This is a genomic window from Thioalkalivibrio sp. ALM2T (assembly GCF_000381505.1).
Lineage (GTDB): Bacteria > Pseudomonadota > Gammaproteobacteria > Ectothiorhodospirales > Ectothiorhodospiraceae > Thioalkalivibrio > Thioalkalivibrio versutus.
The window spans coordinates 330,900-351,149 of record NZ_KB906557.1; the positions used below are offsets into that span (position 1 = coordinate 330,900).

The 20,250-nt window shown below is 64.0% G+C and carries 21 protein-coding genes and 4 tRNA genes; 5 read left to right on the forward strand and 20 right to left on the reverse strand.

Going from position 1 to position 20,250, the window contains the following annotated elements:
* Nucleotides 1-13: 13 nt before the first annotated feature.
* The 14 genes from F816_RS0104210 to F816_RS0104275 form a co-directional block, all read right to left on the reverse strand.
* Nucleotides 14-1,096, reverse strand: a complete 1,083-nt coding sequence (locus tag F816_RS0104210) for an NAD(P)/FAD-dependent oxidoreductase (RefSeq protein WP_019593678.1) — start codon at nt 1,094-1,096, stop codon at nt 14-16.
* 25 nt (nt 1,097-1,121) lie between these two features.
* Nucleotides 1,122-2,213 (reverse strand): biotin/lipoate A/B protein ligase family protein, encoded by a 1,092-nt coding sequence (locus tag F816_RS0104215; RefSeq protein ID WP_019593679.1) that lies wholly within the window; start codon nt 2,211-2,213, stop codon nt 1,122-1,124.
* On the reverse strand, nt 2,206-3,387 hold the full coding sequence (locus tag F816_RS0104220; RefSeq protein WP_018144000.1) for a radical SAM protein: 1,182 nt from the start codon (nt 3,385-3,387) through the stop codon (nt 2,206-2,208). The genes F816_RS0104215 and F816_RS0104220 overlap by 8 nt, the downstream gene beginning before the upstream one ends.
* 105 nt (nt 3,388-3,492) lie before the next feature.
* Entirely contained in the window at nt 3,493-3,930 is a 438-nt protein-coding gene (locus F816_RS0104225; RefSeq protein WP_077276997.1) for a glycine cleavage system protein H, read from the reverse strand.
* A gap of 36 nt (nt 3,931-3,966) precedes the next feature.
* Entirely contained in the window at nt 3,967-4,374 is a 408-nt protein-coding gene (locus tag F816_RS0104230; RefSeq protein ID WP_026181993.1) for a DsrE family protein, read from the reverse strand.
* Between the two features lie 8 nt (nt 4,375-4,382).
* On the reverse strand, nt 4,383-4,829 hold the full coding sequence (locus tag F816_RS0104235; RefSeq protein WP_018168416.1) for a glycine cleavage system protein H: 447 nt from the start codon (nt 4,827-4,829) through the stop codon (nt 4,383-4,385).
* A gap of 111 nt (nt 4,830-4,940) precedes the next feature.
* Nucleotides 4,941-5,852 (reverse strand): CoB--CoM heterodisulfide reductase iron-sulfur subunit B family protein, encoded by a 912-nt coding sequence (locus F816_RS0104240; RefSeq protein ID WP_018144004.1) that lies wholly within the window; start codon nt 5,850-5,852, stop codon nt 4,941-4,943.
* Nucleotides 5,845-6,561: a 4Fe-4S dicluster domain-containing protein gene (locus tag F816_RS0104245; protein WP_018938848.1), complete on the reverse strand. Its 717-nt coding sequence runs from the start codon at nt 6,559-6,561 to the stop codon at nt 5,845-5,847. Before F816_RS0104245 ends, F816_RS0104240 begins: the two co-directional genes overlap by 8 nt.
* Before the next feature lie 49 nt (nt 6,562-6,610).
* Nucleotides 6,611-7,483 (reverse strand): hypothetical protein, encoded by an 873-nt coding sequence (locus F816_RS0104250; RefSeq protein WP_019593680.1) that lies wholly within the window; start codon nt 7,481-7,483, stop codon nt 6,611-6,613.
* Complete coding sequence (locus F816_RS0104255) at nt 7,422-8,450, reverse strand: FAD-dependent oxidoreductase (RefSeq protein WP_019593681.1); 1,029 nt, start codon at nt 8,448-8,450, stop codon at nt 7,422-7,424. Before F816_RS0104255 ends, F816_RS0104250 begins: the two co-directional genes overlap by 62 nt.
* Nucleotides 8,451-8,473: 23 nt before the next feature.
* Complete coding sequence (locus F816_RS0104260) at nt 8,474-9,880, reverse strand: heterodisulfide reductase-related iron-sulfur binding cluster (RefSeq protein ID WP_019593682.1); 1,407 nt, start codon at nt 9,878-9,880, stop codon at nt 8,474-8,476.
* Between the two features lie 43 nt (nt 9,881-9,923).
* Entirely contained in the window at nt 9,924-10,598 is a 675-nt protein-coding gene (locus F816_RS0104265; protein ID WP_017941141.1) for a 4Fe-4S dicluster domain-containing protein, read from the reverse strand.
* A gap of 187 nt (nt 10,599-10,785) precedes the next feature.
* On the reverse strand, nt 10,786-11,016 hold the full coding sequence (locus F816_RS0104270) for a sulfurtransferase TusA family protein (RefSeq protein WP_018144009.1): 231 nt from the start codon (nt 11,014-11,016) through the stop codon (nt 10,786-10,788).
* Between the two features lie 136 nt (nt 11,017-11,152).
* Nucleotides 11,153-11,482, reverse strand: a complete 330-nt coding sequence (locus tag F816_RS0104275; RefSeq protein WP_018144010.1) for a rhodanese-like domain-containing protein — start codon at nt 11,480-11,482, stop codon at nt 11,153-11,155.
* Nucleotides 11,483-11,680: 198 nt separating this feature from the next.
* Between F816_RS0104275 and F816_RS0104280 the strand changes: the two genes are divergently transcribed.
* The 3 genes from F816_RS0104280 (at nt 11,681) to soxB (ending at nt 15,451) form a co-directional block, all read left to right on the forward strand.
* A complete protein-coding gene (locus tag F816_RS0104280) occupies nt 11,681-12,034 on the forward strand; it encodes a hypothetical protein (RefSeq protein ID WP_018144011.1) in 354 nt (117 codons plus the stop codon).
* 55 nt (nt 12,035-12,089) lie between these two features.
* Nucleotides 12,090-13,532, forward strand: a complete 1,443-nt coding sequence (locus F816_RS0104285; RefSeq protein WP_019593683.1) for a M48 family metalloprotease — start codon at nt 12,090-12,092, stop codon at nt 13,530-13,532.
* Nucleotides 13,533-13,642: 110 nt separating this feature from the next.
* Nucleotides 13,643-15,451 (forward strand): thiosulfohydrolase SoxB, encoded by a 1,809-nt coding sequence (gene soxB / locus F816_RS0104290; protein WP_019593684.1) that lies wholly within the window; start codon nt 13,643-13,645, stop codon nt 15,449-15,451.
* Between the two features lie 124 nt (nt 15,452-15,575).
* Here the strand turns inward: soxB and F816_RS0104295 are convergent, their stop codons facing one another.
* The 5 genes from F816_RS0104295 to F816_RS0104315 form a co-directional block, all read right to left on the reverse strand.
* A complete protein-coding gene (locus F816_RS0104295; protein ID WP_231362666.1) occupies nt 15,576-16,031 on the reverse strand; it encodes an RT0821/Lpp0805 family surface protein in 456 nt (151 codons plus the stop codon).
* 188 nt (nt 16,032-16,219) lie between these two features.
* Nucleotides 16,220-16,295 (reverse strand) — tRNA-Lys (locus tag F816_RS0104300).
* A gap of 18 nt (nt 16,296-16,313) precedes the next feature.
* Nucleotides 16,314-16,389 (reverse strand) — tRNA-His (locus F816_RS0104305).
* 40 nt (nt 16,390-16,429) lie between these two features.
* A tRNA-Arg gene (locus tag F816_RS0104310) sits at nt 16,430-16,506 on the reverse strand.
* A gap of 67 nt (nt 16,507-16,573) precedes the next feature.
* A tRNA-Pro gene (locus F816_RS0104315) sits at nt 16,574-16,650 on the reverse strand.
* A gap of 173 nt (nt 16,651-16,823) precedes the next feature.
* Here F816_RS0104315 and F816_RS0104320 point away from each other — a divergent pair.
* Together F816_RS0104320 and folD are read left to right on the forward strand one after the other, a co-directional pair.
* Nucleotides 16,824-17,699, forward strand: coding sequence for a GGDEF domain-containing protein (locus F816_RS0104320; protein WP_019593685.1), 876 nt, complete (start codon nt 16,824-16,826; stop codon nt 17,697-17,699).
* 122 nt (nt 17,700-17,821) lie between these two features.
* Nucleotides 17,822-18,685 carry a bifunctional methylenetetrahydrofolate dehydrogenase/methenyltetrahydrofolate cyclohydrolase FolD gene (gene folD, locus F816_RS0104325; RefSeq protein WP_019593686.1) on the forward strand — a complete coding sequence of 288 codons (864 nt, stop codon included), beginning with the start codon at nt 17,822-17,824 and terminating at the stop codon, nt 18,683-18,685.
* Between the two features lie 53 nt (nt 18,686-18,738).
* Here the strand turns inward: folD and gltX are convergent, their stop codons facing one another.
* Nucleotides 18,739-20,169: a glutamate--tRNA ligase gene (gene gltX / locus F816_RS0104330; protein WP_026333121.1), complete on the reverse strand. Its 1,431-nt coding sequence runs from the start codon at nt 20,167-20,169 to the stop codon at nt 18,739-18,741.
* Between the last annotated feature and the right edge of the window lie 81 nt (nt 20,170-20,250).

A 20,250-nucleotide genomic window follows, 5' to 3' on the forward strand; every position in this document is an offset into this window, starting at 1 on the left:
CGACCGGGGCCGATTACGCGGCCCGGTCACCATCGTTGAAATACTCGGAAAATGCAATCCATCCGCGGCGCTGGGTGGCATCTTCCTGCGCCCGCGGGGTTCGCCAGTGTTCGTTGAGGAAGGCGCGCCGCTCGCAGGCGCGATCCAGCGCCGGCCCGTACTGGTCGCGCATGTCTTCGTCGTAGTCGGCCAGGGCCTCGGCGTCGCCTTCCAGATGGCCGATCGCGGCCTCGCCGGCGGCCTCGCCCGAAACCACCGCTGCGGCAATACCGGCACCGGTAATCGGGTGCGTCAGGCCACCCGCGTCGCCGACGAACAGCACGTCGCCAGCCACCAGCGACTCCCGCAGGCCGCCAACCGGGATCGCCCCGCCGGTGCGGTAGCGGATCTCCTCGCCCAGCAGTCCCTGTTCCACGAGCTGGGCATGCAGGGATTCCAGCGGCGCCTTGAGATCACCGGCAATGCGCTTGTCCGCGCCCAGGCCGAGATTGGCCCATTGGCCCTTGGGGAACAGCCAGGCGTAGCCGCCCGGGTAGTCATCGGACAGCCAGACATCGGTGGCGGTGTAAGGCTTGCTCAGCGGCACGGTGTACTGGCGGGTCTGCACCGTAGGCAGGGCCGGCAGGCCCAACGACTCGGCGACCGGCGAATGCGGCCCATCGGCCGCGATCAGTACGCGATAGCCGATCTCGTGTTCGGCACCGGCGTGTTTCACCCGGGCGGTATGACGTTCCGCGTCCACCGCCACCAGCGGAGTCGAGGTCACCAGCTGCGCCCCGTTCGCCTCGGCGGCACGGATGATGGCGCGATCAAACTCGCCGCGATCCACCATCAGGCCCGGGAAGTCGGAATGTTCCACCGCGCCCGAGGGCAGGAAGCTCTGCATCGCGTCGATCCGCTGTAGCAACACGCCGTCGGGCTGCGCGTACGCGCCCATCGGGTTGGGGATGAACTCGGCGCACTGCACCGGCTCGCCGAAGGCCTTGTTACGCTCGACCGCGAGCACCGACAGCCCGGCCTCGGCACACACACGCGCGGCCGAGGCCCCGCCCGGGCCCAGACCGACAACCAGCACATCCACCGCGCCGGGCAGCATTAGCGAAAACCTCGTGTTCCGTTCATCATTCCGCGACCGCTTCGACCTCGGCCTGCGCCAGCGCCGACTGGATGGCGGCGATGAAGTCATCCGCGCTCAGCTGGAGCATCTCGACGTCGCGCTCGGCGAAGAAGGCGCGCACGCGCTCTTCCATCTCCGCCTGCGGCGTATCCCGCAGGGCCGCCTCGAGATCGGCGATCGTGCGGGCCGGCTTCACGAAGATGTCCCCGGTAATCCACAGCTGCTTCAGACGCTTGCGCTCCGGGTCCAGCGCCACGCCCACCCGCATCAGCCCGCCATCGGACTTGGAGATGCTCTCGAACATCGGGGCATCGGTCGCCGGACGGTTGCGCTGATACACCCACTCTTCGGTATCGATGTCGGCCAGCGCCTCGTCGAAGGCGCGGCGCTCTTCCGGGAGCAGGCCGGCGGCTTCGGTGCGCACCCCGAATTCCTCGGCGAAGGCGCGCGCAATGGCCTCCTTGACCACGTCCAGCGCGGGCATCTCGTCGAGCAGCGTGGCGAGGTTCACTACCCGGTCGCGCGCCGACTCGATGGCCTTGTTGGAAAGCTTCTCCGCCGGGATGCGCAGGATGCGCAGCATGTCCTCGACATCGAACTCGATCAGCAACGTGCCCTGGTACATGATCGAATCGCCGTCAAAGGCGCCGCCGGTGCCCGAAATCTTCCGGCCGTCGACCTCGATATCGTTGCGCGGGCGGAACTGCGCGTCCACGCCCAGCGAACGCATGCCGGCCGCCGCGGCGTTACAGATGCGCGCGGCAATCTGCCCCATGTCGGCCGAACCGAGAAAGCGTTTGTCCAGATACAGTTCCCAACCGAGCTGGGTGGCATCGAAATAGATCGCACCACCGCCGGTGATGCGGCGCTGGATGGCGATGCCGTTCTCCTGGCAGTACTCGGTGTTGATCTCCTGGTCCACGTTCTGGTGGAACCCCACCAGGGCACAGGGCTGGAACTGCAAAAAGCGCAGGGTATGCGGCGATGCGCCTTCCTGATGGCATTCCAGCAGGGCGCGGTTGAACGCCATGTTCTCGGCGGCCGGGCGCAGCCCGGTGTCGAGGATGCGCAGGGTCGTCTGGTCGCGCTCAGGCATGACAACCACCTCCGGCTGCAACCTCGCCCCCCTCGGTGACGATGCGAATGCCGCCCAGGCCCTGGCGCGCCTTGCGCTCCTGCTCGCGACGGCGGGCTTCCTCGGCCACGATGGTGTCGAGGTCCAGTTCGACGCCACTGGCGGCGCCGGCGTCTTCGGCCATCACCTCGTCCCCGACAGCGATCGAGCAACAGGCCGGAGTCACGCGCACCTTCTTGCCCAGGCGCGCGGCGAGCTCCACCACCCCCTCCGCCGGGTGAGCGATCCCGGACAGGCCCGCCATCACGGCGTAGCTGTCGATCTGGCTCTTGGCCTCGCCCGGCGGACGGGCGCAGCCCAGCAGCAGCGAGGTATCACCCAGGCGTGCGCGGGCGTCGTGGAAGAAGCGTCCCACCGCATGCACATCCGGGGTCTCGAACGGGCGACTGGCCGGCGCGTAGAATGGCATGACCACCACCAGCACCACGGCATCGGGCAGGTGGCGCGCCAGCATCTCGAGCGCATTCCACTCGCCCAGCAGCTTGCCGTAGTGCAGGCCGATGACGATATGCGGGACCACCTTCATGTTGGTGTTCACCAGGCTCTCGAGCGTGCGCTCGAAGTCGTCCACGCTGCGCCGCAGGTGATAGACCTGCGTGATGGTGTCCTGGGCGCCGATGACGTCCATCATCGCCGCATCGATTCCCGCCTGTTCCATGGACAGCGCAATGTCGTCGTCCACCAGTGCGGTATGCATGGCAATGCGGAATTCGGGGAATTCGTCCTTGATGCGCCGGATGGTGGAGTAATACGGGTCGTATTCGACCTCGTTGCGATGATTCGAGCCACCGGTCAGGAGCATGCCCTGGGCGCCGGACTCGATCACGCCATTCACCTGGCGCCAGAGATCCTCCGGGGTGCGGACCGGGATCATCGGGTCCAGGATCTTCGCCTTGCAGTGATCGCAGGCCAGCTTGCAATCGCCACCGGTGATGGACATCGCAGGCCACGCACTCTTGCCACAATCGGCCAGCTCGCTGGACTGGTAGGACTTGAAGGTCGGGGTATAAAAGTGCACCGAACCCGGATCCCCGGCGTGTTGCAGGCTATGCTGGAGGTCATCAACCAGCAACGGATCGACGGGGACGTCCTCGAGGGGCTCTACCCGCTGGATTACATCGTTCCAGCTTGTCATCGGCGGTCTCCGGGTCGGCGCATTTCTTGAAGGTTTTACTCGGGTATTACCGAAAAAAAGAGGCCGCCAACCGCAACGGGTCAGCGGCCCGGACCGGATCGGGGCTTAGCAGCCGCCGAAACCGTCCGCTTCCATCTTGGCTTCGAAGGCCGCATGGGCGTCGGAACCGGTCTTCAGATCGCCGATTTCGCCATCCCAGTCTTCCGGCTTCAGCTTGATCAGCCAGCCTTCGCCGTAGGGATCTTCGTTAATCAGGCCCGGGTTACCCGCAACCTTGTCGTTGGTCTCGGTGACTTCACCGGTGACCGGGGTCTTCGCCGGACCCACCCACTTGCCGGATTCGACGGTGGTGCAGGACTTGTCCTTCTTGACCGTCTTGCCGACCTTCTTCGGGGTGTAGGACACAATCGTGCCCGCCAGCGAACAGGCGTAGGACGTCAGACCGACGGTGGCGGTACCGTCGCTTTCCTTGCGCACCCAAACGTTGTTTTCAACGTTGTACATCAGATCTTCCGGAATATCACAACCCCGAACTGCACCCATGTCTTCCTCCAGGAATATTCAAATAAAGCGGGAAAATTAAAACGTTATCGTTTTATCACTGCGTAGTATCAGGTCGGCTAACTCGCTCGCCCGATTCACTTCATCGACATCGTCGATGAGATCCGAAGACGCGTCGATTCTATACCCCGGCAGAGCGGGCTGGCAAACGTGCAAGCGCACGCCTGCACGTTTTGCGTCCTGGATAAAGTCCTTGATCAGCTTGCCGTCTTCCATGGCCCGCAGATCATCCGCTACACCCTGCTCCATCAGGCGCACGCCCTCCATGGTGAAGAAGATGTGCACGTCCACATCCATCGAGGCCATCACCGCGCCGAGATAGAACGGCGTGGCGCAACGGCCGGGCGTCGACGGACCCGAGGTCATGATGATCACGACCGTCTGCTCGTCGTTGTCCAGGTAATAGTCGTTGTCGATATCAGCCATGGTCCCGCTCACCGCAGCTTGCGCTGGCACTGGATGTCATCGTCCTTGGCCCGCTTGCAGTAGCCTTCCTCGGCCTTGTCCCCGGTCAGGAACACCTCCAGCGCGGCCTCGATCCCATTGGTGGGCTCGACGCGGGCGATCCAGGCATTGTAGGGATCGGAATTCAGCAGCACCGGGTTCTCCAGCACCTCCTCGTTCCCCTCGACGATCTTGCAGTCGATGAAGTTGGGGATCGGCCCCGCCCATTTTCCACTTTCGATCGTGGCCACCGGCTTGCCCGGCGGTCGCCGCGTACCCGGCCGCCGCACCCGCACGTGGATGATCTTGCCCGCAATCGTCTGCGACAGATCGGTCATCCCCACGGTCAGGGTGTCGTCGTCCTCGCGCCGAAGCCAGATCTGGAATTCGTCGTCGTAGAACAGTTCAGGGTGAAACTCGCAGCCGTTGCAATCCATGTTTCGCCTCATTCCCGGGACCGCGGGGACCCGTGCCTCCACAAAAAAACGGGCGCCAGGCGCCCGTCTTCCAAACTCATCGATGGGCCATGCCGGGCATGGGTCCAGGGATCAAATGACCCCCTTCTCCTTCAACAGGCCAATCGAATCACTCACGTTCTCGTGAATGCCCAGTTTCCGCGCGGACAGGCCCATGGCCAGACCCAGCAACTGGGTGAAGTACAACACCTTCACATCGGTCTTGATGCCGAACTCGGTCTCGGCACGAACCTGGTGCATCTCCAGACCGGAGTGGCAGGTCGGGCACTCGGTGGCGATTACTTCCGCACCGGAGTCTTCCGCCGACTGCAGCAGGTTCAGCACCAGCTGGGTCGAGGTATCCGAATCGGACAAGGTGTGCGCACCACCGCAGCAGGACGTCTTCAACGGATACTCGACGTTCACCGCACCCGCGGCGCCAAGAAGGTCATCCATGAAGTGCGGCTGATAGCTGGAGTCGGAGCCCGGGCCATTGTCCTTCTCCGGGAAGATCTGGCGCGGACGGGTGTACATGCAACCGTAGTAGTTCGCGACCTTGATACCGTTCAGGCTCTTGGTCATCTTCTGCTTGATGCCTTCCGGGCCGAGTTCTTCCATCAGCCACTCGAGCAGGTGGAGGGTGCGAACGTCGCCGCTATAGACCGGGTCATCCGACTGACGCGCAAGATCCTGCACGGTGTTCATCGCGTCTTCCGACGTAGCGGTTTCGAACTCGGCTTTCTTCAGGTTGTGATAGCAGCCGTTGCAGGGGGCCATCACGGTGTCCATGCCCATCTGTTCGGAGGCGATCGCCATGTTCCGTGCAGACAGGTAGGTCTGCAGCATGGGGTGAACGTTCTTCACCTCCATCGCGCCACAGCAGTTCCAGTCGCGCAGGTTTTCCATCTCGAGCCCCAGCGCCTTCACAAGCACGCGGGTGGAGCGATCGTACGGCCCACCGGAACCCTCAAGTGCGCAACCCGGATAGTAAGCAACCTTAGCCATGAGCGGCCTCCTTCTGTTCGCGCACGTAACTCTTCAGCACGTCCCCGGTCTTGCCCCAGGACTTGGTGCGCGGCGTATGAATGGTGTTGAAGCCCATCGCCATCAGGTGCTTCACCGGGAGGTGCTTCATCATGCGGAAGACGAACACCTTCAGCCATTCCTGCAGAAGCGGCTGGCCGGTCTTCTTGAAGAAGTTCTGCATCACCTTGCCGTCTTCGATGCGGCCAGTCTTGTAGATCTGGTCGGCGAACTCTTCATCAAAGATGCTGGACGGGGTCTTTTCGGTGATCCCTTCCTCTTCCATCCAGTGCGCCAGCGCCTTCATCACGCCTTCCGGCTTCACGTCCTTCGGACAGATGTTCGTGCATTTGTTGCAAGAAACGCACTGCCAGATGATGTCCTTGTCCTTGACCAGCTCTTCCTTCATGCCAAGGCGGGTCAGGTAGATCCAGTAGCGCGGATTGAACTGCACATTCTGCGCGTACATCGTGCAGGAGTTGGTGCAGGACCCGCACTGCCAGCAGCGGTGCACGTTCTCCGCACCCGTGTAGGTCTGGATCTTCGCCTCGAAATCGTCGTCGTAATCGCGAACCGTGCGCGGGGCAATCATGGTGTTCCAGTGACCGGAAACATCCACCCCGTCGACCACCAGCTCGTCGTGCTGCTGGAGTCGTTCGTCCTCGATCAGTGCTTTTTCATGTATTGCCATGACGTCTCTCCGAAAACCTGTCTTGCCAGGCTCAAGTTCGTTCCGTTATTCAATGCAGCGACGCATCGGTTCCTTTCAGGCGACCTTCCGGGGAATCGATCCCCAGCATCTTCACAGCCAGCTCCAGTGGATCCTGCTTGCCACCAAACTGGTTGTCGATCATCCCTAAACTCATCGATAGCGAACGGGCGTAGTCCGAATAGGCCTGGACCCAGACCAGATCCGTCACAAACGGCAGGTCTCGGTAAAAGCCCTCTTCCGCCAGCGCCTCGTAAAACCAGCGCCGCGCCCCCTCGATCGCACCGACCGACTCCCCGATCGGGATCGACCGAAGCGTGTCGTTGGCGCGAATGAACTCGCGCAACGACCCGGTCGTGGTCGAAGTATCCCAGACCCAGCGACAGGCCAGTGGCACGGCGTCGGGATCTGCAAAATGCAGGATCTCGGCACCGAAGTCCCAGATCGCCCGGCGCAGCTTCTTGTCATCCGCCGCCAGGTCCGCGAATGCGGCCAGGCGTTCGTTGACATCCACATCCGGGCGGACCAGGGAACGTACCCCATCCACCAGGGCGCCTTGCCGTTCCGCCATCAGGGTGACCAGCTTCCGGCGAACCGAGAAGACCAGCCCCCCAAGGGCCCGAACATCCTCTGCATCGATCTCGTCGCCCTTCGCCACGATCGCCGCAAAGACTTCATGCTTCGAACGCAAGGCCTCGATGAACGTCTCCAACCCATCGACCCCGCCCGCTTCGGCGATGGTCGCTTTCAGGGTGGAGAGCTTGGACGCGAGGATCTCCTTGTCAAAGGTAACCTCAAGCGGCTCCGGGACCAGCCCCGAAGCCGCCTCGTCGCTGACGACCTCAGCCGGCTTTCTGAACCAGCGCATGCAGATCCGCAACCGCGCGGCCACCGGCGGCGGCACCCTGGGCGATCGAGTCGTCGATCGTCTCGGGACCGTAGGCCGCACCGCAGGAGTAGATCCCCTTGCGGGTGGTACCACAGGTGTTGGTGTACTGCTCGGCCTTCTCGATGAAGCCGTGCTTCTCGAGGCCGATACCGAACACCTGGGAAAGCTCGGGGTTATCCGCGTTCGGATCCATGCCAATGGCATGCACGACGATATCGAACGGGATGATGATCGGGCGCTTGACCAGGGTATCTTCACCCTTGACCAGCAGGCGACCATCGCCCGAGGCCGTCACTTCCGCGATACGGGCCTTGACGAACTTGGTTTTGAACTCTTCCTGGGACTTCCAGTAGAACTTGTCTTCGTACAAGCCGAAGGTCCGGATGTCCATGTAGTAGATGAACACGTCGGTTTCCGGCGAGATCTCCTTGATTTCCATCGCCAGGTTGGCGGAGACGGTACAGCAGATCTTGGAGCACCATTCGCGACCGATCTGACGGTCACGGGAGCCCACACACAGCAGGATGCAGACACGTTCCGGCACACGGCCGTCGGACGGGCAGGCGATCTTGCCACTGCCCACCATCTGTTCCATCTGGGTGGTGGTCAGCACGTCTTCATACGTGCCAAAACCCCACTCCGGCTTGTTGATGGAGTCGAAATGGGTGAACCCGGTTGCCAGAACCACGGCGCCGGCCTGGACGGATTCGCCGTTGGTCAGCTTGGCGGTGAAGTTACCCGCCTCGCCTTCCAGCTTCTCGACCTTGGCGCTCTTGTGCACGGTCGAGTTGGCGTCGTCTTCCACGCGCTTGACCATGCGACCTATGGCGTCCTTGGCCCACTCGCCGGAAGGCACCAGCTTGGCGTAACCCGACAGGATCGGGGCGCCGCCGAGGACGTCTTCCTTCTCGACAACCACGGCCTTGTAGCCGGCCGAGTTGACATTGGCGGCAGCGGCCAGACCGGCCGGCCCACCACCCACTACTAGAACGGTATCTTGCTGCATCAGACCTTGCCCCCGTAAGCGAGTTCAGGATTGTAGAGGTATTCGATATTGCCGGCTTCGACTTCCTTCAGGTACTCCTGGAAGGTCTTCTTGGCCTCGGACCAGGACATGCCCATCTTCTCGACCAGGTCCTCGCAGGGCGACGCGTGCCACTGCAGCTGGACGATCTTGAACGGGTCCGCACCGCAGGCCAGGGCCGCGAACTGGACTTCCGCCATGATCGGGATCTGGAAGTTCTGGTTGTGTGCCTTGCCGATCCACTGGTTCTTGTCCATGGTCGTGACACAGCCGGTATCGTTGGCCAGCATCACGTCAGCGTTGGCTTCCTCGCGGGCCACGCGGATCTTGCGATCCATCGTGAACGAGCGAGTGAATTCGCGCTCGGAGATGATGTGGCGGAAGCCGAAGCCGCAGCAGTCGTACCAGGTCGAATAGTCGATCACCTGCGCACCCAGGGCCTGGGCGGTGGAGGTAATGATCGCGGTACGGTTGCCGCCCAGCACGGTCGGATCGTACACCGCGTCCTCGTGAACCATCTTGTAGTAATGGCAGGCCACGTGGGCGGTGGTGCGGATGTGGGAGACATCGATGGTCTGCAGCTCGGAAGCGATGCGGTTACGCATCACGTGCACCCACTCGGAGTAGTGGATGATCTCTTCCGGGATGACCAGCTTGCCGTCGACCAGGCGACCCAGCTTGCCGAGGATCTTGGTGACCTTCTCGCGCAGCTCGGCGGACTCGACCAGATACTTGCGGATCTCCTTGTAGTTACCGAAGGACGTGCCGCAATGCACCAGCGGGTAGAAATGACCCAGCTCGTGGCCGTGCTGCTTGCCGGAGACGTAGGCCTGGTGGAAGTTGCGCAGGAACACCGCAGCGAGCGACTCGACGTTCCCGATACCGGAGCCGTGGTAGTTCCACGCGGTGCAGGAGGTCTGGTCGGTTTCGTCGAGGTAGTCCTTGCCCGGCTCGAAGCCGAACTTGTTCATGAACCACAGCAGCGAGGTCGGGTAGCCAGGGATGTTCCCGCACTGGCCACAGGACTTGTGGTGCCACAGCTGCTTGGTCGGGACCTTCTTGTCCCAGCCGAACAGGGTCTTTACCGACATCGGCTCGTGTTCATCGTTAATGCGATGAATGATGATCTGGCCGTCCTTCTCGAGCTCGTACATGTGCTCGCGGACGTCGTCCATGCGGTCGCCAAGGTCGACGGTGCGGCGGTCGACGTGCTTGCGCACCCAGTCGGTGGCCTTGACTGCGTCTTCCTTCGACAGGTCGGTCGACTGGAAGAACGAACCGTGACCGGCGATGCCCTGCCCGTCGGTGTTGTGGGAACCGGGCTTCATGGTGCCGGCGCCAGCGCCTTCACCATTCTGGTTGTGATTGCCTGGGGTCTGTTCACTCATAACGCTTCTCCTGATGTCTTGGATGCGGGAATCGGCAGGCGACTTACTCGTCGTCTTCCTCTTCCTGCTCCTCGAGCCAGTCTTCGTAGTCCTCGCGCTTCTCGTCGATGAAGTCTTCGATCACGTCGAAGAGGTTCTCGTCCATCAGCTCGAGGGACTTCAGGACTCCGGTCATTTCCCAGATGGTGTACATCTCCACCGAGGTCTTCAGGGACACTTCCCAGGCGGTCTCGACCGTCTGCAGCGTCTTCACCGGAATTGCCTTGCGCAGGATGCGCAGATCACCTTCCACCTTCTGGATGTTGGGACCCCAGTCAGGGAAGTGATCGGGCTGGATCATATCGGGAGACAGCTGGTTCCCCGTGGTGATCAGCTTGAGCATGACGCGGCCGAACGGACGAAGCACGTCCTTGGCGGACTGCATCTCGTGCTTGATGGCCACTTCGCGCATGATCGCGACCAGGCCACCGGGGGAGTTCTTAAACGGGCAGCGCGCCGCACAGGTCATGCACTGGGCGCAGGCCCAGATCTTTTCCTGCATCGCGTCGTAGATCTGCTCGACGTTCTCGGTCCAGAGCAGCTGCACGATCTCGCGGGGCGAGTAATCGTAGAACTGGGCGGACGGACACGTGGCCGTGCAGATGCCGCAGTTCAGGCAGCCGTTAAGCTCGTGGTCGTAGCGAAAATCTCCACGAATATCGTCGAAGATTTGCTGCATCTCAGCGTATGTCGCCATATCTCACACCTCTTCGCTTTAGGCGATGCAGGTTTCTTGTGAACCTTGCGCAGCCAGCCTAGACCTCGTCCAGGCACCAATCCAGTTACCGCATGGCAACCATCGTTATTCAGGATTCGGGGCGGCAACCCTTGCGAATTGCCGCCCCGAATCAAGCACTTGAAGCGCCTTAGCCCTTCTTGATCAGGAAGTAGAACTTGCCGCCTTCTTCCTTGTGCTCCATCAGCTCGTTGCCGGTCTGCTTGGAAAATGCCTGGAAGTCCTTCACGGCGCCCGGGTCGGTCGCGATGATGTGCAGAACCTGGCCGGCGTCCATCGCGGCCAGCGCCTTCTTGGCGCGCAGGATGGGCAGCGGGCAGTTCAGGCCGGAAGCATCGAGTTCTTGGTCAAAGTTGGCCATCGTTTCTCTCCTTTGAGTGCGTTTTATCAGTCGTGTACTGCGGTCCGGTTGGGCCCTGTGCGCTGCAGCCATTACCGAACGGTAATCAACCGAATTCCCCCTTATAGGCGAATCGGCATCGGAATACAACCGAATTCTAATCCGGGCTTACCACCGGTTTTCCGGTCTGGGCCCACCCGACAATGCCGCCGCGCAGGCTGCTTGCACAGTCCACCCCCTGTTGGGCGAGAAAGGCGCAGGCCTGGGCGGAACGCGCCCCACTCTGACAGTAAATGACCACCGGCGCATCACTACCGGTGAACTCGTCCTTGCGCAGCGGCAAGGTGGCCAGCGGGACAAGCTCCGCTCCCGGGATGACGCCGCGACCGGTCTCGCCCGGCGAGCGCACATCCAGCAAACGAAAGCTCTTGCCCTCGTTGCGCCACTGTTCCAGTTCGTCCGGGGTGATCTCGGTAAATCCGTACACGCTGCGCTCCGGGTCTTTCACTTGCGGGGGATGCCGTACTCGTCGCGTGAGCTCTGACCGGCGGCCGCTCTACGCAAGGAGTGGGCGCGGAGCATAGCGAAACCGATCGGAAATGCAAACAAGACCAAGGGGGGAGAGGTGGATGGTCGCCCGGGACGAAAAGTTCTGCTATCGTCGCCCACGCTTAAGAAAACGCTGATGCAGACACATCAGCTTCATTGCTTCGCGGAGGATATCCCGGTGGACAAGAGCGAATTCCAGGTCGACGGCCACTATGCCGTCACGCTGAAAGACGAAAACGGCAAGCTGCGCCCTGCCAACATCTACGTGCACGACATGCAGGACAACTACATGATCGCGCGGCGTACCTCCGGCGGCGACGTGGGCCTGCTGTTCAAGATGGACTATGACGACGTCATCAAGCTCGTCCGCACCCACAAGGTGCTGGACCGCAAGAAGTTCATGGTGCCTGCGGCGATGCTCAAGCCGAAGCTGTGGGAAACCCGCGACAGCATGCGCACCTATTCGTCGGCCCCGGGGCTTGGCAAGTAACGACCGCCCCCGGCATGCCCACATAAGAGGGCCGGCGCCCGCCGGCCCTCGCGGCATGCCTTCTATTGTCCATTTCCTGCTCGCCGTCCTTCTGGTGGTGGCGAGCCTGGCGGTACCACCCGCCCACTCCAGTGGCGTTTCCCTGCCCGACCTGGGCGAGGCCTCCGGCGGCGTACTGACCCCGGCGGAAGAACGCGAGCTCGGCCGCTCCCTGCTGCGCGAGGTCCGCCGCAGCGCCCCCCTGGTGACCGATCCCGAGATCGTCTTTTATGTCGACTCCCTGGGACGCCAATTGCTGGCCAACGCACCCAGCGCCGATGGGCCGTTCTACTTCCTGACCATCGACAACAGCCAGGTGAACGCCTTCGCGATGCCCGGGGGCATCATCGGCATCCATGCCGGGCTCATGCTAGAGGTCCGCGACGAGGCCGAACTGGCCGCCGTGGTCGCACACGAAATCGCGCATGTTACCCAACGGCACCTCGCGCGCATGTTCGCGCGCGGGCGCGACATCAATTTCACCACCGGCCTCGCCATCCTGGCGGGCATCCTTGCCTCGGCGGTGGATCCGACCCTGGGCTCGGCCATCATTACCGGGGGTGTGGCCGGCGGCATCCAGCAACAGATCAATTTTACCCGCGCAAACGAGGCCGAGGCGGATCGGGCCGGGATGCAGATCCTGCAAGGCACCGGCTTCGACCCCAATGCGATGGCCGATTTCTTCGAGCGCCTGCAAGAGCTCTCGCGCGGGGTAGGCGACCAGGTGCCGGAGTACCTGCGCACGCACCCGGTCACCCTCGACCGGATCACCGACGCCCGCAACCGCGCAAACCAGATGGCCGCCAGCGACACCCGCAACCGCGGCCCCGAATTCCAGTGGATGCAGGCGCGCATGCAGGCGCTGCAGGATCCACGGCGAACCCTGGAGCGCTTCCGCGCAACGGACACCCCTTCGCCACAGCAGCGCTACGGGGCGGCGGTCGCCTATCTCGAGCGCGGAGAACCCGGCCGCGCCCGCGAACAGCTCGAACGCCTGGAGGCAGCGGACGCCCCCGGACTGACCCTCGAACTCGCGTTCGCGGCACTGCTGCGCGAGGAAGGCGAACACAGCGCGGCGCTGGAACGGCTGGAGGATCTGGACGCGGTGTACCCCGGCCACCCGGTGATCCGCGAACGCCTGGCCCGGGTCCACCGCGACCTCGGACAGCCCGACCGCGCCATTCGCATCCTGTCCGACATGATCCGCCGCGAGGCGGCCCCCAATCCGGAGCTCCTGCGCCTGCAGGCGGACATCGCGGACGCCGCCGGGTATATTGCAATCAGCCGCGAGGCCATGGCCGAATACTTCTTTCATCGCGCCCAGTACGAGGAGGCCGTGCGCCAGTTCGAGGCGGGAATGGACGCCTCGGATGCCAGCGAGCGCGACCGTCAACGCATCGAGGACAAGCGCGACACGGCCCGAGAGACCGCACGCGAGGCGCGCGAGGACCGGCGATAGAAACCCCGTACACGGGGAATGTTCCCGCAGGACCGTTCGTCTACCGACAGTCATAGAACTGCCCGAAAACCCACCACCAATACACCCGGACAAGAGAGGTAGAACTCCTTATGCACATCTCACGCCGAGAATTCATGCAGTTACTGGCCGCCGCCAGCGCCGCCGGTTTCCCCCTGGGCACCGCCGCCTGCAGCAACAACAAGGGCGGCACTGCGGGTGATCCCTACGACACCCTGGATCGCTTCGGCAATGTGCACCTGCTGCACTACACCGACTGCCACGCCCAGCTCAAGCCGGTGTACTTCCGCGAGCCGAACGTCAACCTCGGCGTGGCGGACATGCGTAACCGTCCGCCGCACATCGTGAGCGAGCACTTCCTCAAGCATTACGACATCGAACGCGACAGCATCTACGCCCACGCCTATACCAACCTGAACTTCATGGAGGCGGCCGAACAGTACGGTCGCGTAGGCGGCTTTGCGCATCTGAAGACGCTGATCAACAAGCTGCGTGACTCGCGACCCAACGCCCTCCTGCTGGACGGCGGCGACACTTGGGGCGGCGGCTCCGGCTCCGCGCTTTGGACCAACGCGCAGGACATGGTGGATGCACAGAAACTGCTGGGCATCGACGTCATGACCGGTCACTGGGAATTCACCTACGGCGCCGACCGCGTGGAAGAGGTCGTGAACGGCGACTTCGCCGATGCCGGCATCGACTTCGTCGCCCAGAACGTGCGCGACGTGGACTGGGGTGACCGCATCTTCAAGCCCTACGTGATCCGCGAGATGAACGGCGTGAACGTGGCGGTGGTCGGCCAGGCCTTCCCCTACACCCCGATCGCCAACCCGCGCTGGATGGTTGAACAGTGGTCCTTCGGCATCCGTCCGGACGACATGCAGGAGACCGTCAACGACGCGCGTGCCGAAGGCGCCGAGATCGTCGTTGCCCTGTCGCACAACGGCATGGACGTGGACATCAAGATGGCCGGCATGGTCGAGGGCCTGGACGCCATCATGGGCGGCCATACCCATGATGCCGTGCCGCAGCCCCTGCCAGTCGAGCGCCCCGACGGCGGGACCTGCCTGGTCACCAATGCCGGCTCGAATGCCAAGTTCGTCGGCGTGCTGGACTTCGACTTCCGCGACGGCGCAATCAAGGACTGGGAATACCGCCTGGTGCCGGTGTTCGCCGAGATGCTGCCGGAAGACCCGGCAATGGCGACCTACATCCACAACATGCGCAACAGCGAGGTCACCTGGAAGGGCGAGACCTTCAACATGGAGGAGAAGCTGTCCGAGGAACTGGCGGTCACCGAGGACCTGCTGTTCCGCCGCGGCAACTTCAACGGCACCTTCGACCAGCTGATCTGCGATGGCCTGATTGAATACAACGATGCGCAGATCTCGTTCTCCCCGGGCTTCCGCTGGGGCACCACCGTGCTGCCGGGCATGCCGATCACCTTCGAGCACGTGATGGACCAGACCGGTCTCACCTACCCGGAGATGACCCGCAACGCGTTCACCGGGGCCCAGATCAAGGAGATCCTGGAAGACGTGGCCGACAACCTGTACAACGCCGACCCGTTCTACCAGCAGGGCGGCGACATGGTCCGTGTCGGCGGCCTGAAGTACGCCATCGACCCGAGCGCCAGTGCCGGCAACCGGATCTCCGAAATGGAACTGGACGGCAGGAAGCTGGACGCCGACAAGGAATACGTCGTCGCCGGCTGGGCCAGCGTGCAGCAGAGCGTGCCCGGCGGTGTCGGGGTCGACATCTGGGACGGCGTCGCCGACTACCTGCGCAGCCAGGACGGCAATGTGCGCATCAGCGACCTCAACGAACCGAAGGTCAAGGGCATCGGCGAGGACAACCTCGGCTACGTCCCGACCACCGAGGACATGTACCGCAGGTCCTGATCGGTTCTCACCCTTTCCGGGGGCCACCCCGGAACGAGAAAGCCCCGCTCATGCGGGGCTTTTTTGTGGCCGTCTTCCGGGTGACCCGTCTCCGGGCAAGTCGCCCGGGGCACCGGGGTTCTCTCTAAACATCCACCCAGCGCCCGCTGGCATCACGGCAGGCCGTGCCGTTAATCGTTTCGGGGTAGCCGTCCATGGTGGCCTGCACCTGGTACTCGCGGCAGTCCTGCCCCGAGGAGCGGTAGGTCCGGGTCGGTGTGGCGTGGTACTGATGCCCGGTATTCGGGTTGCGCCAGGTCGAGCTCTGGCGATCCGGGACCGTCTCCAGCGTACGCGACACGCGCATCCGGTCCACGTCATCCATGCTCCGCCCCACCGAACCACCAACCGCCGCACCCGCCAGGGTCCCGGCAATAATCGCCGCAGTACGCCCGCGCCCGCCGCCGATCTGACTGCCGATAACACCGCCTGCCGCGCCCCCGATCAGGGCCCCCGTCTGCTGCTTGCTCACCGTCTGACACCCTGCCAGCAAGGTCACGGAAACCACCAGAAACAGTATCGTCAGAATCCTGCTTGTCACCTTTCTAGCCTCCCGACGGCACGAACCGCCCTGATCCTCAACACGCAGACAGACTACGCCCACGCATCTGAATGGAAGGTGAAAGCATCGATCACATCACGGCGCGCGTTCGCGCCAGACACAGCAAAGGGGCCCGCCCACGCCAGCAGCGCTTTGCGAGAAGACAAGAGGAAGAGGAGCAAAAGAAATGGTGGGCCGTGTAGGAATCGAACCTACAACCAATGGATTAAGAGTCCACTGCTCTACCAATTGAGCTAACGGCCCCCTGAACAAAAAAGGGGGTGGGGTGACCGATGGGACTCGAACCCACGACAACCGGAGTCACAATCCGGGACTCTACCAACTGAGCTACGGTCACCACCGTGTCACTGTACAGCTACTTGCGCGAAGGGCGGCCCTGGCGCGCCCGGCAGGACTCGAACCTGCAACCGTCGGCTTAGAAGGCCGATGCTCTATCCGGTTGAGCTACGAGCGCGTTACCGCCGAGCATTGAGGCCATGGCGCCTGATCCGAGCCTGCCGGAAAACCGTGGCCGGGAGCCATGGTCGGGGTAGAGGGATTCGAACCCCCGACATCCTGCTCCCAAAGCAGGCGCGCTACCAGACTGCGCTATACCCCGTCGAGCCGTCCCCGCTAAAGGGCCTACACAGCGAGCGCAGGATGGTAGCCCCGCGAGGGGTTCGCGGTCAACATTCATCAACAGATTCCGCCTGCAATGCCCTCCCCTCGGGCGCGGCTCCGTGCTAACGTCGGCTCGGGACGTTCGCAGGGTCGCGAGCGCGGAGGGGACGGATGCTCGACTGGGTAGCCAACACAGCCATTGTATTGGGGGCAAGCGGCCTCCTGTATGCCCAATGGACACTCGCCCGGCTGCTGCGCGAGCTCCCCGAGAGCCGGGTCCGCACCGGCTGGAAGATGATGTTCTTTCTGGTCCCGGTCTTTACCCTCGGCTACTTCGGCTACATCCCGCTGAACTGGGGGCTCTACGAGGGCCTGCCCGATCTCCTGGTGCCGGCCATCTTCCTCCTCGGGGGGTGTTTCGTCTGCACCGTGGTCGGCCTGACCCACAGCTCGGTGGAGAAGATCCGCCACATTACGCGGCTGGAACACGAATCCATCACCGACCCTCTGACCGGCCTGTTCAACCGCCGGCACATGGATCGCCGGCTGGACGAGGAGGTATCCCGCGCCCGGCGCTACGGCCAGCCATTGTCCGTCGTGATGCTGGATATCGACCAGTTCAAGCCGATCAATGACCGCCTGGGGCACCTGATCGGGGACTACATCCTGACGACCCTGGCCGAACGCATGCAGCAAGTCCTGCGGCGCTCCGATCTCGCCGCGCGCTTCGGCGGGGAGGAGTTCGTCGTCGTCGCCCCGCATACCGACCTCAAAGCAGCCATGGCGCTGGGCGAGAAGCTGCGCGAAGCCATATCCGGCCACCCGATCACCCTGACCGGGCACCAGGCCGCCCCGCCCTGCGCACCGGATACCCTGACGGTCACGGTCAGCGTCGGCATCGCCAGCCTCGACGCGAACCCGAAATCCAGGGACACCGCCGAGACCCTGATTGCCCGTGCCGACGACTCGCTCTATCGCGCCAAACAGGACGGGCGCAACCGCTGCGAGGCCAGCGCGCCCGCAAGCGGCCTCTCGGCGGCCCTGTAGCCAGGCATCTCCGCTGGCCGAGGCATCCGCCTCGCCCCCATGCAGATTCCGCCCGGCAAATCGCTTGAGCCCCCGCGCCCGCCATGGGAAGATCGCGGGCGTTCCCCCGGAGGCGAGACCCCATGACGGCCCAGATCATCGACGGACGCGCGATTGGCCAGACCCACCGCGCAAGAATCGCGACCGAGATCGAATCCATGACCGCCCGCGACCTGCGTCCGCCGGGCCTCGCCGTGGTGCTAGTCGGGACCAACCCGGCCTCCGAGGTCTATGTGCGCAACAAGCGCAAGGCCTGCGAACAGGTGGGTGTCGTCTCGCACTCCTATGACCTGCCCGCGGGCACGCCGCAGACCGATCTGCTGGCGTTGATCGACCAGCTCAATGCCGACCGCACCATCGACGGCATCCTGGTCCAGCTGCCGCTGCCGGATCACATTGACCCCGAGACGGTGATCGAGCGCATCTCCCCGGCCAAAGACGTGGACGGCTTCCACCCGTACAACGTCGGCCGCCTGGTGGCGCGCGTGCCACGCCTGCGCCCCTGCACCCCCTGGGGTGTCATCCAGCTACTGAGGCATATTGAGGAACCGTTCAAGGGCCGCACAGCCTGCGTGATCGGCGCCTCCAATATCGTCGGCCGACCCATGGCTCTGGAACTGCTGCTGGCCGGTGCGACCCCGACCATCTGCCATCGCTTCACCCCGGATACCGCCGCCATTGCACGACAGTCCGACATCGTCGTCGCCGCGGTCGGCAAGCCCGGTCTGGTCAAGGGCGACTGGATCAAGCCCGGCGCCACGGTGATCGACATCGGCATCAACCGCCGCGACGACGGCACCCTGACCGGCGACGTGGAGTTCGACGCCGCCGCCGAGAAGGCCGCCTGGATCACGCCCGTGCCGGGCGGGGTCGGTCCGATGACCGTGGCGATGCTGCTGGACAACACCCTGCGCGCCCGCGCCTTCGGGACCCACGAAGCGGCCTGAACAATGGCGTCCAGCGCCCGCCTGCGGGCGGCGGGCGCTTGCTCCTCGCGGGTTTAGCCCGCTGCGTGACGACGCGCGGCCTCCAGCCGCAGACGCACGCGTTCGCGCCCCAGATACTCCCAGATACGCGGCAGCTCCGGTCCAAAGGTCTGGCCGGACAACGCGGCCCGCAGCGGCATGAACAGCTTGCGCCCCTTGCGTTCGGTGGCCTGCCCCACCGCCTTGGCCAGGGCTGGAAAATCCTCGGCCGCATCCAGCGCCTCCAGCCCTGCGCTAAAGAAATCCGCGCCGGCAGCCGTCAGTTCCTCGCGCGCGGCCGCGCTGTATGGCGCCGGATCGGCGGCGAACGCCGCGACCCACAGTGGCGCCTCCTCGGCGCGGGTGATGTTGTCGCGCAGCAGCCGCGCCAGCGCCGGGCGCTGCTCGGCGGCCACCGCCTCCAGCACCCCCGCCGCCTCCAGGTAGGCCTGCATCTCGGCATCCGAAAGGCTACGCAAGGCCTCCGACTGCCAGTGATCCAGCTGCTGCGGATCATGCCGCGCCGCGCTGTGACCAATACGCTCGGGGCTGAATCCGGCCGCCAGCTCCGTGGGCGACAGCAGGGCATCGCTCTCGTAGCGATGCCCAAGACGCGCCAGGTGGTTCAGGATCGCGACCGGCAGATAGCCCTTCGTCCGCAACTCCTCGACGCTCGCGGAACCATTGCGCTTGGACAGCGGCGCGCCGTCCTGCCCCATCACCAATGGCAGGTGGTGATAGGCCGGAGCGCCCAGGCCCAGGGCCTCCAGCAGCATCATCTGCCGCGGGGTGTTGGCGATATGATCCTCACCGCGCACCACGTCGGTCACGCCCATCAGGGCATCGTCGATCGCGTTGGAGAAGAAGAAGGCCGGCGTGCCATCGGAGCGGCGAATCACGAAATCACCGATCTCGTCGGTACGGAAGCTGACCGGCCCACGCACCCCGTCCTCGAAGCGGATGGTCCGGCCCAGTGGCACACGAAAACGCAGCGTGGGCTCTTGCCCCTCGGCCTCGCGCCGACCGACCTCCTCCGCACTCAGATGGGCGCAGGTCCCCGGATAGCGCGGCGGCTTGCCCTGGGCACGCATGCGCTTGCGTCCGCGCTCCAGTTCTGCCGGTGAGCAGAAACAGGGATAGGCGAGCCCCTGATCGATCAGCTGGCGGTAATAGCCCGCGTAGAGTTCGCCGCGCTCGGACTGCGCGTAGGGGCCGGCATCGCCCCCGGCACCAAAGCCCTCGTCCCAGTCCAGCCCCAGCCAGCGCAGATCGCGCTGCAGTGCGTCGACGAACTCCGGGCGCGAGCGCTCGGCGTCGGTGTCCTCGATGCGCAGCAGGAAATGCCCTCCGCGCGAACGGGCCCGCAGCGCGCTGAACAGCGCCGTGCGTACATTGCCCAGGTGCAACAGGCCGGTGGGACTGGGGGCGAAGCGGGTGCGGATTATCGAGTTCGTCATCGCGCGCATGGTAGCGGAGCGCCCCGCGAGCCACCAGCCGGGCATTCCGTGGGCATGGTGCCGTTGCTGGCGAGCATCCGGCCCGCCGGG

Excerpts from the sequence above, each read along its gene's own strand:
- F816_RS0104225 (WP_077276997.1), bottom strand. The coding sequence starts at position 3,930 with ATGGGTGCAGTTCGGGGTTGTGATATTCCGGAAGATCTGATGTACAAC.
- F816_RS0104240 (WP_018144004.1), bottom strand. The coding sequence starts at position 5,852 with ATGGCTAAGGTTGCTTACTATCCGGGTTGCGCACTTGAGGGTTCCGGT.
- F816_RS0104320 (WP_019593685.1), top strand. The coding sequence starts at position 16,824 with ATGCTCGACTGGGTAGCCAACACAGCCATTGTATTGGGGGCAAGCGGC.
- F816_RS0104245 (WP_018938848.1), bottom strand. The coding sequence starts at position 6,561 with ATGGCAATACATGAAAAAGCACTGATCGAGGACGAACGACTCCAGCAG.
- folD (WP_019593686.1), top strand. The coding sequence starts at position 17,822 with ATGACGGCCCAGATCATCGACGGACGCGCGATTGGCCAGACCCACCGC.
- F816_RS0104230 (WP_026181993.1), bottom strand. The coding sequence starts at position 4,374 with ATGGCTGATATCGACAACGACTATTACCTGGACAACGACGAGCAGACG.
- F816_RS0104270 (WP_018144009.1), bottom strand. The coding sequence starts at position 11,016 with ATGGCCAACTTTGACCAAGAACTCGATGCTTCCGGCCTGAACTGCCCG.
- F816_RS0104280 (WP_018144011.1), top strand. The coding sequence starts at position 11,681 with ATGCAGACACATCAGCTTCATTGCTTCGCGGAGGATATCCCGGTGGAC.
- F816_RS0104220 (WP_018144000.1), bottom strand. The coding sequence starts at position 3,387 with ATGACAAGCTGGAACGATGTAATCCAGCGGGTAGAGCCCCTCGAGGAC.
- F816_RS0104285 (WP_019593683.1), top strand. The coding sequence starts at position 12,090 with ATGCCTTCTATTGTCCATTTCCTGCTCGCCGTCCTTCTGGTGGTGGCG.
- F816_RS0104210 (WP_019593678.1), bottom strand. The coding sequence starts at position 1,096 with ATGCTGCCCGGCGCGGTGGATGTGCTGGTTGTCGGTCTGGGCCCGGGC.
- gltX (WP_026333121.1), bottom strand. The coding sequence starts at position 20,169 with ATGCGCGCGATGACGAACTCGATAATCCGCACCCGCTTCGCCCCCAGT.
- F816_RS0104260 (WP_019593682.1), bottom strand. The coding sequence starts at position 9,880 with ATGAGTGAACAGACCCCAGGCAATCACAACCAGAATGGTGAAGGCGCT.
- F816_RS0104265 (WP_017941141.1), bottom strand. The coding sequence starts at position 10,598 with ATGCAGCAAATCTTCGACGATATTCGTGGAGATTTTCGCTACGACCAC.
- soxB (WP_019593684.1), top strand. The coding sequence starts at position 13,643 with ATGCACATCTCACGCCGAGAATTCATGCAGTTACTGGCCGCCGCCAGC.
- F816_RS0104215 (WP_019593679.1), bottom strand. The coding sequence starts at position 2,213 with ATGCCTGAGCGCGACCAGACGACCCTGCGCATCCTCGACACCGGGCTG.
- F816_RS0104235 (WP_018168416.1), bottom strand. The coding sequence starts at position 4,829 with ATGGATTGCAACGGCTGCGAGTTTCACCCTGAACTGTTCTACGACGAC.